12 protein-coding genes are annotated in these 12,959 nt (G+C 32.3%); 2 read left to right on the plus strand and 10 right to left on the minus strand.

The features are described 5' to 3' along the window. Positions 1 to 49: 49 nt before the first annotated feature. A complete protein-coding gene (locus FVE72_RS07880) occupies positions 50 to 610 on the plus strand; it encodes an NADPH-dependent FMN reductase (protein WP_026737912.1) in 561 nt (186 codons plus the stop codon). A 174-nt stretch (positions 611 to 784) separates the two neighbouring features. Here FVE72_RS07880 and FVE72_RS07885 read toward each other — a convergent pair whose 3' ends face one another. Further along, positions 785 to 1,414, minus strand: coding sequence for a peptidase E (locus tag FVE72_RS07885; RefSeq protein WP_026737913.1), 630 nt, complete (start codon positions 1,412 to 1,414; stop codon positions 785 to 787). 92 nt (positions 1,415 to 1,506) lie between these two features. Between FVE72_RS07885 and FVE72_RS07890 the strand changes: the two genes are divergently transcribed. After that, on the plus strand, positions 1,507 to 2,436 hold the full coding sequence (locus tag FVE72_RS07890) for a helix-turn-helix transcriptional regulator (protein ID WP_026737914.1): 930 nt from the start codon (positions 1,507 to 1,509) through the stop codon (positions 2,434 to 2,436). Between the two features lie 67 nt (positions 2,437 to 2,503). Here FVE72_RS07890 and FVE72_RS07895 read toward each other — a convergent pair whose 3' ends face one another. From FVE72_RS07895 to mnmA, 9 genes are all read right to left on the minus strand, one after another. Further along, positions 2,504 to 2,992 (minus strand): hypothetical protein, encoded by a 489-nt coding sequence (locus FVE72_RS07895; protein WP_026737915.1) that lies wholly within the window; start codon positions 2,990 to 2,992, stop codon positions 2,504 to 2,506. A gap of 230 nt (positions 2,993 to 3,222) precedes the next feature. Then, complete coding sequence (gene groL / locus FVE72_RS07900; RefSeq protein ID WP_026737916.1) at positions 3,223 to 4,848, minus strand: chaperonin GroEL; 1,626 nt, start codon at positions 4,846 to 4,848, stop codon at positions 3,223 to 3,225. A 36-nt stretch (positions 4,849 to 4,884) separates the two neighbouring features. Next, entirely contained in the window at positions 4,885 to 5,148 is a 264-nt protein-coding gene (locus FVE72_RS07905) for a co-chaperone GroES (protein WP_006806416.1), read from the minus strand. Between the two features lie 134 nt (positions 5,149 to 5,282). Further along, positions 5,283 to 6,107 (minus strand): hypothetical protein, encoded by an 825-nt coding sequence (locus FVE72_RS07910; protein ID WP_026737917.1) that lies wholly within the window; start codon positions 6,105 to 6,107, stop codon positions 5,283 to 5,285. A gap of 358 nt (positions 6,108 to 6,465) precedes the next feature. Next, a complete protein-coding gene (locus FVE72_RS07915; RefSeq protein WP_026737918.1) occupies positions 6,466 to 7,545 on the minus strand; it encodes a M24 family metallopeptidase in 1,080 nt (359 codons plus the stop codon). 15 nt (positions 7,546 to 7,560) lie between these two features. Continuing rightward, complete coding sequence (locus FVE72_RS07920) at positions 7,561 to 9,147, minus strand: NAD(P)/FAD-dependent oxidoreductase (RefSeq protein ID WP_332069761.1); 1,587 nt, start codon at positions 9,145 to 9,147, stop codon at positions 7,561 to 7,563. 47 nt (positions 9,148 to 9,194) lie between these two features. After that, on the minus strand, positions 9,195 to 10,412 hold the full coding sequence (locus tag FVE72_RS07925; protein ID WP_026737920.1) for a BaiN/RdsA family NAD(P)/FAD-dependent oxidoreductase: 1,218 nt from the start codon (positions 10,410 to 10,412) through the stop codon (positions 9,195 to 9,197). Between the two features lie 400 nt (positions 10,413 to 10,812). Beyond that, positions 10,813 to 11,748, minus strand: coding sequence for a branched-chain amino acid transaminase (locus FVE72_RS07930; RefSeq protein WP_036056160.1), 936 nt, complete (start codon positions 11,746 to 11,748; stop codon positions 10,813 to 10,815). Positions 11,749 to 11,855: 107 nt separating this feature from the next. Then, the gene (gene mnmA, locus FVE72_RS07935; protein WP_026737922.1) at positions 11,856 to 12,950 is read right to left on the minus strand and encodes a tRNA 2-thiouridine(34) synthase MnmA; all 1,095 of its coding nucleotides are present in this window, start codon (positions 12,948 to 12,950) and stop codon (positions 11,856 to 11,858) included. Positions 12,951 to 12,959: the final 9 nt, after the last annotated feature.

Here is a 12,959-nt window from a genome sequence, read left to right on the forward strand (position 1 = left end):
CGACATATTGAGAAAGTTTAAAAATATAGAATAGAACGGAGGAAATAAGATGTCTAAAAAAACAGTATTATTAGCAGTCGGCTCTTTCAGAAAAAACTCCTTTAATCAGGTAGTTTCCGACTATATTGCAGAAGTATTAAAAGAAGAAGGAGCAAATGTCGAATTTCTGGATTACAGAAATGTTCCTTTATTGGAACAGGATACAGAATTTCCTACTCCGAAAGAAGTAATCTCGGTAAAAGATCAAATGAGAAAAGCAGATGCTTTATGGGTTGTTTCTCCCGAATATAACGGATCTTATCCGGCAGTCGTAAAAAATTTACTTGATTGGTTATCCCGTCCGGAAAAACTTCTTGATTACACGACACCTACTGTTATTGCAGGAAAACCTGCAACTATCAGCGGAATTGCAGGATCTACAGGAGCTAAATTTGTCAGAGAAAATCTTTCAACATTATTAGGTTATATCCGTATGAATCCTATGCCGGGAACAGGAGTGGGATTAAGCGTACCTACTGAAGCATGGCAAACAGGAGTTTTGACTCTTAGTGATGAACAGAAAAACGCTTTAAAAAAACAGGTCAAAGAATTTCTTGAATACATAAAATAAACTTTATTTATTTTATTTAAAACCTAAAAATTTTACCTAACTGATAGTAACATTTTAAAAAATTAAGACTGTATTAAAATAGTGATTTTCTATTTTTACAGTCTTTTTCATTTTAATGTACAATTTATTTTAAGATTTTTATTTAATTTATTTTGACTCTTTACTGATTTAAAATCAAATCTTTTTTTGATCTGCTTTTTCAATATTTATTTTATCGTCTTCGACCAGTACAGCTTCATTATTGCTGATAGGCTGTAACTCCAAATCATCGGAATAAGTATCTATTATTTTCTGGGATATTTTTTGAAAAGGAAAATTTTTATAATGAGGTACTATGTAAAATTCTATTAATCCTAACGCATCAAAATTTTTTAAATTCGGTGCTTTCTCAGCATTATCCATTAATTTTACATATTCTATATTCTTTGACGTAATCATAGCTCCTGCCGATTCTCCTATATATAGCTTTCCGTTATTTATTTCTTCAATAATAACCTTATCCGCTCCTGTTCTTTTTAACTCGGATAAGAGAAAAAAAGTATTTCCTCCTGTTACATAAATAAAATCATTTTCTTTTATTCTTTTACTTATCTCGGTTATTTCTAACGCAGATATTTCAAGTGTATCTACTGTCATTCCCAATTTTTCAAGTGCTTTTTTCCCTGCATTTACATAAAATTTTACCTTTTCGGGAATACTTGCAGTCGGTATGAAGGTTACCGTTTTTCCTTTAAGATTTTTTTCAAAATTCGGTAAAATAGCTGCTACATCTTTAAAAGACGATACTAAAAACATTTTTTTCATATTATTCTCTCCTTTGCTATTTTTTTATATCTGTAGTATAATACAAAAAAGTGTCAATTTATGAAACTATTTATTAAAAAAGGAGACAAACTATGAATAAATCCGAAAGAATAAATGACATGATGATATTTTTGAATGATAAAAATTCATTTAATTTAACAGATCTTATAAATAAATACAGCATATCAAAAAGTACGGCCCTCAGAGATATAGAGACTTTGGAAAGAATAGGTATGCCTTTATATTCCGTAAAAGGCAGAAACGGGTGTTACAAAATACTTAACAACAGGCTTCTTTCTCCTATTGTATTTAATATTGAGGAAGTATTTGCTTTGTATTTTTCTATGCTCACATTAGGGGCATACGAAACTACTCCCTTTCATTTAAGTGTGGAAAAGCTGAAAAAGAAATTTGAAAATTGTTTGCCTTCAAAAAAAATCGAAATGCTTCATAAAGCAGAAAAAGTATTTAGTCTTGCTTCAATTCAGCATAATAATCAATGTCCGTTTTTAAAAGAAATTTTACAATATGCTTCGGAAGAAAAAGTTTCTGAAATAATATATAAAGAGTATAAATATTATGTTCAGTTTTTCAATATTTCTTCTGCCTACGGTCAATGGTACGGAACAGGATATAATTTTGAAAAAAACAAAATACAGGTATTTCGTTGTGATAAGATCTCTGAAATCAAGGAAAGCAATAAATATCAGTCAAAATCTTTGTCGGAGTTTTTAAAATCTTCTGATTTATTGTATAAAAATGAAAATGCCGTTGATTTTGAAATTGAAATAACCGAAAAAGGTGTCGATTTATTTTTCAAAGAACATTATCCCTCTATGAAACTTCATTCGGAAAATAACAAACAATATATTCGAGGATTTTATAATCCCGATGAAACGGGTTTTATTTCAAATTATTTTATAAATTTTGGAGAAAATATCCTGGCTATAAAACCTTTATCTCTGAAAAAATTAATTATCGATAAACTGAACTCTCGTTTAAAATACTGCTTAAAACTTTGATTTTATTGAATTTTTATTGTTTCTTTTATAAATAAAACTTAATGAGGGCTGTTATACCCTCATTTTATTATATCTTGTCTATTTCTTCTATTAATTTATTTTTTATATCTGTTATATGTTGTCTAAAAAAATTAGGATTTATACTTTCATAAAATAATATACGTCTTAATTTTCTTTCCAATTCTTCAATTAATTTTCTATTTTTTATAATATAATGTTCACTATTATAGATTAAATATTTTTTTTCAATATATTTGTCAATAATCGGAATTACATCACTTATAAAAAATATTGATTCTACTGTCGTTTTTCCAATATGATAAAAACAGGATCTTATATCTTTTTTATCACACTCCAAAAAATTTTTCAATCTTCTTTTTGCTTTTTCGTCTCTATGATTAAAATTCCCCATAGGAATTGCCCAATAAATATCTGAATTATCTATTTTAAAAAGGCATACTAAAGGTCTTTCTTTAGTATCATTCCATTCCCCTCCGACTTCTTTTATTTTTTGATAAAACTCCTTTTTAGCAAAATACACCCCATAAATTTTCATATTCCCCCCTATCAAATATGGCTTCAAGTACTAAACTCGAAGCCATAATTCAATGTTATTTCCTACATTGAGAAAGGTATTTGTATCAATTCGGTGTTTTTCCCTACACCGAAAAAGGTATTTGTATCAATTCAATGTTATTTCCTACATTGAGAAAGGTATTTTCTAATGTATTTTACCCTTTTTTTAATTTAAAGTCAAATAATTTTTCAAAAACCAATCTTTAGATTTTACATCATCCCAGGCATTCCCATTCCGCCCGGCATTCCTCCACCCATCGGTGTGTCTTCTTTTTCGTTCGCAACGGCAACTTCAGTTGTCAACAATACAGATGACACCGATATTGCATTTTGAATAGCAGATCTTGTTACTTTTGCAGGATCTATAATTCCCGCTTTAACCATATCCACATATTCTTCTTTTGCCGCATCAAATCCTATTCCTGCTTCGGAATTTTTAACTTTTTCCACAACTACTCCTGCATCAAGTCCGGCATTTATAACTATCTGTTTCATAGGTGAATATAAAGCTCTTTTAACGATTTCCACTCCTAAACCTTCTTCACCTTCCAATTTATAGTCTTCTATAGCTTTTGCTATTTGAACAAGTATTGTTCCTCCTCCGGGAACTATTCCTTCTTCAACAGCAGCTTTTGTAGCATTCAATGCATCTTCTATTCTCAATTTTCTTTCTTTCATTTCAGTTTCAGTAGCAGCCCCTACTTTTATAACTGCCACTCCACCTGATAATTTTGCAAGTCTTTCCTGTAATTTTTCTCTGTCATAGTCCGAAGTTGTAGTTTCAATAGTATTTTTTATTTGAGCTACTCTCGCCTGAATATCTTTAGACTGACCCATACCGTCTACGATTACTGTATTGTCTTTTGTAACTCTTACTTTTTTAGCCTGTCCAAGGAAGTTTGTATCGGCATTTTCCAATTTAACTCCTTTTTCTTCAGAAATTACTTCTCCACCTGTTAATATTGCAATATCTTCAAGCATAGCTTTTCTTCTGTCTCCAAAAGCAGGTGCTTTTACTGCTGCAATATTCAATGTTCCTCTTAATTTGTTTACTACCAATGTTGCAAGTGCTTCTCCTTCAACATCTTCTGCAACTATTAACATAGGTCTTCCTGTTTCTACAGTTTTTTCCAATATCGGCAATAATTCTTTCATGCTCGATATTTTTTTATCCGTAATCAATATGAACGGATTGTCAAGTTCTACAACCATTCTTTCAGAGTCGGAAACCATGTAAGGCGACAAATACCCGTTGTCAAATTGCATTCCTTCTACAACTTCCAATGTAGTATCAAGAGATTTAGCTTCTTCAACTGTAATTACTCCTGATTCTCCTACTTTTTCCATAGCCTGAGCTATTAATTTTCCTATTTCTTCATCTGAAGCCGATATTGCTCCTACTTGTGCTATTTCATCGTTTGATTCGATTTTTTTAGCTCTTTTTACCAATTCTTCTATTACTTTTTTAGAAGCTTTTTCCATTCCTTTTCTTATAAATACAGGATTTGCTCCTGAAGCAACCATTTTAAGTCCTTCTTTTATTAATGCCTGTGCCAATACTGTTGCTGTAGTTGTCCCGTCTCCTGCTACATCGTTGGATTTTGTCGCAACTTCTTTTACAATTTGAGCTCCAAGATTTTCAAAAGGATCTTTCAATTCGATTTCTTTTGCTATCGTAACTCCGTCATTGGTAATTGTAGGAATCCCGTATCCTTTATCAAGAATTACGTTTCTTCCTTTAGGCCCTAATGTTACTTTTACCGCATCGGCCAATGTATCTACTCCCACTTCAAGTGATTTTCTTGCATCTTCGTTAAATTTAATTACTTTTGCCATTTTTTCCTCCTATATATTTTTAAGCTCTTATTTTTCCTATTCAACTGTTCCCAATACGTTATCTATATCCAATATTAAATAAGTATCTTCTCCGTCTTTTACTTCCGTTCCGGAATATTTTTCGTAAATTACTTTATCTCCTGCTTTAACATCTTCTACATCTTTACCTACTGCCAAAACTTCTCCTGTAATAGGTTTTTCTTTAGAAGCCGTTCCCGGCAATACTATCCCGCTTTTTGTAACTTCTTCCTGTTCAACCTGTTTTACTAAAACTCTTTTTCCTAAAGGTTTTATTTTCATTATTTCATCCTCCTGTTTATTTATATATTTTATTAAAGCCTTTAAATTAAGGCTTTTTAGTTTTTAGCACTCATCTCGTTCGATTGCTAACTATATAATAATATATTTTTTTATTTTTTGCAAGTCTTTTTCGATTATTTTTTTAAATTTTTTTCAAGTACTGAATATAACTGGTCTAAACGCCATTTTTCTTCATATTCCATATCAGAATTTTCAAAATAGTATTTTTCAATAATCGGCATAAAAATCTCCGCCATTTCTTTGCTGCTTATCCACAAATTTATCTGATTATTAAACTCGGCATTTTCCGAAAATGAATTATTATAATAAGTATAATCGCGAGTGTAATAATACATCATTTTCTCAAAATGCTTTAATACACTTATTTTCGTACTTTCACTTTTCCACATATCAATATCCAATAAATGCTCTGTTTTCAACCCTCCAATATTAAACATCGTAATATAAACAGAAAAATTTTCAATTCTCATCTTTCCTGGATCAGTATCGAGTGCATCAATTATAAATTCTTTTGAAAATCGATGCATAAAATCAAGTTCTTTTTCATTCCATACATCTTTTTCAAAATGACATTTATCCAGAATAAGAGATGTATCAAGCCTTATTTCTGCACGTTTAGTAATGAACTCCAGTATTTTGGGTAAAAAGTGCTTTATCTCCAATCCTGTTTCATCATAATTTACCGCATCAAGATACTCCCGTATCAATTCTCTCGACAACTTTCTGACAGGAGTCTCTATGAGCTTTTTTACATTCTCTTCGCTTACACAATAAGAGATACAAACCGACAGTTTCCCGTTCAGATCATAAACAAAAAGCCCGTATGCTTCTTCTACAAGTTTTCTGAGCTTTTCATTTACGAATTTCTCATCAATTTCGCCGCCTATTGCCATTCCTGTATCTTCAGACGGTCTTGTTTTCACTTTAAACTTTTTCATTAAAAGCCTTTCTTTAAAACTGTGAATATAAATAACAGAATTTGGAAAAAATATAATATTTCCAATTTGCCCGAATCTTTTTCTTTTTAAGTAAAAATATAAGGGTATTAACAGAAAATGATCCGCTTAACCCTCATTTAAGATAATCTATTTTACTTTTTCGAGCATCAATTTGAACAAATTTAAAAAAATATCCTACTGTATTTATTACCAACCTTCAAATTTTACAACGTGAAAAATGTAGCAGTGAGCGTAACAAAAACATCTTTTTTGTTTTTGTAGCGAACGGACATTTTTGAGTATGTAAAATTTGAGGTTGCGGCAGGAGTCTGAGGGCAGCAAGTCCTCAGAACAACTTTTATGCCTCTATTATAATCAATTCCTTATTACTTTTATTCAGAACTTCACGTCCGTCTTTTTTAACAACTACATCATCTTCTATTCTTACTCCGCCCCAACCGTCAAAGTAAAGACCGGGCTCAGACGTTACTACCATATTTTCCTTAAGTTCTATATGAGAAACACTTGATAAATAAGGCAATTCATGAATTTCTACTCCTATTCCGTGACCCAATCCGTGCCCAAAATATTCTCCGTAACCTTTTTCAGTAAGGAAATTTCTTACAACTTTGTCCACATCATCTGACATTATTCCTTCTTTTATTGTATTGATTCCGAGTATTTGAGCTTCCAATACAAGATTATATATTTCTTTATGTCTTTCTGTAATGTTGTTTCCGTAGTATACCGTTCTTGTCATATCCGAAACATATCCGTTATAATATGCTCCGAAGTCCATTGTAATAAATTCTTCTTTCTGTATTTTCTTATCCGAAGCAACTCCGTGAGGCATTGCCGATCTTACTCCGCTCGCAAGTATTGTATTGAAGGACTTATCTTCTGCTCCGTTTTTCTTTTGAACGTATTCCATATAAGCGGACAGCTCTCTTTCGGAAACTCCTTCTTTTATGACTTTTAATGCTTCACTGAATGCTATATCGCTTATTTCTATGGCTTTTTTTATCATTAAAATTTCTTCATCGGATTTTACCATTCTTTCGTACATTATTTTTTCTCCGACAGGTACTAATTCAGCCTTAAATATTTCTTTCAATTTTTGATATGTTGCAAATGTTACATTATTATCTTCAAATCCTATTTTTTTCAATCCCAATTCTTCGGCATGTTCTCCTACATACTTCAAAGAACCTCTTGAAACTTCCTTAAATTCAAATCCCATTTTTGAAACCTGTGCTTCAGCCTGACTTCTGTATCTGAAATCCGAATAAAAGAAATTTCCTTTTTTTGTAGCAAGAGCAACTCCTGTAGTTCCTGTAAATCCTGCGAAATATCTTAAGTTATACAAATCCGTAAGAAATATCCCGTCTACATTCAACTCATTCAACAATTTCAATAATTTTTCAGATCTTTTTTCCATAATTTTTCCTCTTTTCTATAGTAATTTATTTTTATAATATTCTATAACAAATTCAGCACATTTTATACCGTCTACTGCAGCGGACATTATCCCCCCCGCATAACCGGCTCCTTCTCCGCAAGGCATAAGTCCCTCAATATTTGAGAAAAACTTTTCGTTTCTCGGTATTTTCACAGGGGAAGAACTTCTGCTTTCTACAGCCGACAAAACCGCATCGTAATTTCCGAAACCTTTTATTTTTTTATCCATTGCCTTTATTCCCTCTTTTAAAGACTCATTTATATAATCGGGAAAACATTCGTTCAAATCGGCAAATTTATAACCTTTGGCATAACTCGGCTTCACATCTCCAAGCTTTGTCGATACAATTTTTTTCACAAAATCACCGAACAGCTGAACAGGAGCTTTATAGTTGCTTCCTCCCAACTCAAATGCCTTTTCTTCAAGTTTTCTCTGAAACTCCACTCCTGCGAGAACTCCTCCTTCTCCAAAATCTTCAGGATAGACATTTACCAAAATCGCCGAATTGGCATTTTCCATATTTCTTCCCGAATAGCTCATGCCGTTTACTACAAGCCTGTTTTCTTCACTGGCTGCAGGTACTACAACTCCCCCCGGGCACATACAGAACGTGTATACTCCTCTTCCGTTACCGGATTTCACACTTAATTTATATTCGGCTGCAGGTAGTCTGTCTGAAAATTTCCCGTATTGCGAATGATTAATCATAGATTGTTTATGCTCTATTCTCACTCCCACAGAAAATATTTTCCTTTCCATTTTCACATTTTTTTCGTTTAACATATAAAACGTATCTCTTGAACTATGTCCTATTGCAAGTACAATAATATCCGTATTTATTTCATAAATCTTATTTTCTTTATCGCTATTTTCCGAAACATCTTCCACAACAGCCTGAGAAATTCTCTCATTTTCATATTTTATGGAAATAAGCTTATTCTGAAATCTATACTCTCCTCCGAGATTTTCGATTTTTTTTCTTATATTTTTCATTATTCCTATGAGTTTGTCAGTTCCCACATGGGGTTTTGACATGTAAGCTATTTTCTTTTCAGCCCCTGCAAGAATAAATTCTTCGTAAACTTTCTGCATCCTGAAATTATTTGTATTTGTAGTCAGTTTCCCGTCGGAAAATGTTCCCGCTCCGCCTTCTCCGAACTGAACATTGGAATATTTATCAAACTTTCCGCCTTTAAAAAAATTATATACATCTTTCTGTCTTTCCTCAACTTTTTTCCCTTGCTCCAGTATAATCGGTTTTAATCCCGCCTCAGCTAAAATAAGAGCTGTAAAAAGTCCTGACGGTCCGCTTCCAACTACTACAGGTCTATTCCTGTCTTTTAATTCAATTTTTTCGGTAATATACTTCTGCTTTTCAATCTTTCTTACATTAAGAAGATTTATATATTTTTCTTCGTCATTTACCGTAATATCCACAGAATATACGTATATTATATTATTTTTATTTCTTGCATCTATTGCCTGCCCTGTTATTTCAAAGGTTTTAAATTCTTCTTCTTTTGTTTTCAATAACTTTGCCGTTATTTTTTTTAAATCCTCTGTATTATGTTTAATCGGCATTTTTATATTATTTATTCTAAGCATATTTCCCTCTAAATATTTACGATTTAATTTCCTGCACTTTCTCCTGCTCTGTGCCCCGAAGCCCAAGCCCATTGAAGATTGTATCCGCCGCATTCTCCGTACACATCAAGCACTTCTCCCGCAAAATAAAGTCCTTTTACTTTTTTTGATTCTAAAGTTTCGGTATTTATCTCATCTAAAGGAACTCCTCCTGCTGTTACTTGAGCATTCTTAAAGCCTGTCGTTTCAAGAACATTTACCCGATATTTTTTAAGCACATTGCAAAGGCTTCTTATTTCGCCATCACTCAATGTATTTATCGGCTTGGAAAGTTTTTCAATTCCCGATATTTTCGCAAGAAACTGTCCCAGTTTTTTATTTATCATTCCATTAAAGTACTGCTCCATTGACAAATGTCCCAATATTTCTTTTCTTCTTTTCAGTATATCATATAATTCATTATAATCAAATTTTTTCATAAAATCAATTTCAAATTCCACGTTTTTATACAAAGGCATTACAAAAGAAATATTAAATACTACATTCCCCGAGATACCGTAATCGGTAAACAGCAATTCTCCGTTATAAGTACATATTTTCTTATTATCTCCATAGGCTGTAACTGCTGTATCAAGCTTTATGCCCTGAAGTCCCTTTACCTGATATTTTTCAGCTTTGAGCTGTACAATGGAAGGACTTAATTTCGTTATACTATGACCTAATTCTTTTGCTATTTCATAACCTGATCCGTTTGATCCGAGTTCGGGATAAGACTGTCCTCCTGTGGCTAATATAACTCTGTTTGCTTCTATTTTTCTTTTATCTTCAGAATATATTTTAAACTTAAAGCCGTCTTTTTCGACTTTTCTTACATAAAATTCCGTTTCTGTAACGATTCCCAGTTTTTCCGCTTCAAATCTCAAAGCATCCACTATTGAAGCCGCCTGTCCGCTCAAAGGATAGACCTTACCTCTTTCTTCTTCGTTACATATAATTCCCAATTCATTAAAAAATTCCATTGTATCTTTCGGAGTAAAACTGTTAAGTATATTTTCTATCAAGTCAATGTTTTTTCCAAAATAATGTGTTATATCGGCTTTCACATTAGTCATATTGCATCTTCCGTTTCCAGTTACAAGAACTTTTTTCAATACTCTTTCTTTTCTCTCCAAAATTACTACTTTTTTGCCTGACTTTGCTGCAGTAATTGCTGCAACAAATCCTGCCGCTCCGCCTCCGATTATTGCTATTTCAGTTGTCATTCAGACTCCTTTATCGTTATTTACTTTTTATTACTGTTATTGTATCACATATTCCGATAAAAGAGAAAAAAAATATAAGTGATAATAAGAATTTCTTAAATAACACTTATATAACTTAAAAAACGAGCCGTGTGCTCGTTTCTTGTATGAAAGAAGTCTAAATGTAGAGATGGGGCGTCTCTCTTAGACAACATAGTTATACCACTTTTGTTAACGATTGTCAACTAAAATTTTAAAATTTTTTTTCTTTTTCTATTTTTCAAATTTCAAAATTACTTCACTTTCAGAAAATACGGGGCTTCATTTTTTTCTCTTTTTTAAAATTTATTGTTATTTTAATTTTTATTTCATTGATTTAAACCCTTTATTTTATTATGTTTGCTCATTTATTCATATTTATTTAAAATATTTCCAGCCATTTTTTAGAAAGTTCGTGTTCTCCTGAAATTACTTTTTCAAATTCAGATTTTAAAAGCTTATAATATTTTCCTGCCTGCCCTCTTGCAGAATAATCTTCCGTTCCTATCGGTCTTCCGTCAAGAGATTCTGCATATACGATTTTCATTGCAGTTCCTGTTACAAGTAACTCGTCTGCTGTCAATATCATAGATCTGTCAAGTTTTTCTCTGTGTACTTCATAACCGTTATATTCAAGTAATTCAAGCATCGATCTTACCGTAATTCCTTCAAGAGCATCAGACCCCACATCAGGAACGACTACTTTATCTCTGTATATTAAAATTATATTTGCTACAGAGGCTTCTACAACATTTCCGTTATTATCAAACATCAGTGCTTCGTCGTAACCGTTTCTCTGAGCATCACTTGTGGCAAGGAATGAATTAATATACGATCCTCCCGCTTTTGCTTTGGTAGGTATCGCAGCATCGCTGTATTTTCTGTATGTGGAACTCATAAATCTGATTCCGCCTTTTTCTGTACTTACATAATCTGCAAGAGGCAACAAATATATTGCCAATTCAAAGTCAAGCCCTGCTTTTTTCGGCGATATTCTCGGCTGACTGCAGAATACAAAAGGTCTCATATAAAAATCCTCTTTTATATCGTTTTTCTTAATTAACTCCGCTACTGTTTTCCGAAATTCTTCCCACGAAACAAAAAACTCGAATCCGAGCATTTTTGATGCATTCATCAAACGTATATAATGATCTTTCAGTCTGAATACGCTTATCTTACCGTCTCTGTAATATCCTCTTATTCCCCCGAAACATGTTGTTCCGTATTGTAAACTGTGTGCGGCTATACTCACTGTCGCCTTTTCAAATTCTACTATTTCTCCTTTAAAATAGGCATATTTCATAAATTCGTTTTTCATTATTTCCTCCACAAATCTTTAAAATTCTTGTTTATTTTATCACTTTATCAATCATTAGTAAAATTAATTATAAATATAGAAACTATTTTTTATATAAATGATTAGTCTTAAATTTTCTTTATTTCTCCTCCGCCTATAAGCTCATTATCCAAATAAAAAACTATATGCTGTCCCTCGGAATTTTCGTGTGTTTTCTTTTCAAATTTAAAATACAGTCTTTGTTTTTGCAACTCGTCATTTTTTTCGATTTTCAGCAAAAGTTTTCCTTTCAGTCCTTTTGAAGAAAATCTCGGTCGGGCTGTAAGATCTTTTCCAATCAAATCGGCTATTTCATAATGAAATTTGTAATTTATTATTTCTATTTCATCAATAAGCAGTTCTTCAAAATCGCCTATTACTATTTCATTTGTTTCGGGTCGAATTTCCGAAATGAAAAAAGGTCTTCCTAGATTCAGTCCCAATCCCCGTCTTTGTCCCACAGTATAAAACTGATAGCCTATGTGTTCTCCGATTATTTTGCCGTTTTTATCTATAAAATTTCCTTTTTTTACTGAATCTCCAAGCATTTTTTTCAGAAAGGATATATAGCCGTCAGGAGCAAAGCATATTCCCTGACTGTCAGGCTTTGCATGTGTATGAATGCCGTTCTCTTTGGCAATTTGTCTGACTCTAGGTTTTTCATATTCCGACAAAGGAAACAGAAATCTTTCAATTACCGATTTATCCAAGCGATATAGCATATAAGACTGATCTTTGGTATTGTCTTCATCCCATAAAAGCAGATTATTTATACTCTTTTTGGAATAATGTCCTGTCGCTATATACTTTACTCCTGTTTTATTCGCAAAATCCACAAGTTTTTTTATTTTCACTTTTTCATCGCAAATTATACAGGGAGAAGGCGTTTTCCCTTCATTATACATTTTTATAAAATAGTCCATTACTTCTCTTTGAAATTCTTCCACTACATTTATCGTATAATGAGGAATACCTAAAGTATAGCAGGTCATTTTTGCATCGGATATATCGTCCAGCGAGCAGCATGTTTTTCCAGGATTTTCAGACAGTTCGTCAGGCAAATGTTTAAGCGTTACACCTATCACTTCATATCCCTCATTTTTTAGCAAAAGAGCGGCAACAGAACTGTCTATGCCGCCGCTCATTCCTACTATTACTTTTTTATTATCTTTATTGTTGATCATTTTTCTCTC

This window comes from Pseudoleptotrichia goodfellowii, assembly GCF_007990505.1.
In the GTDB taxonomy this organism is placed as follows: domain Bacteria; phylum Fusobacteriota; class Fusobacteriia; order Fusobacteriales; family Leptotrichiaceae; genus Pseudoleptotrichia; species Pseudoleptotrichia goodfellowii.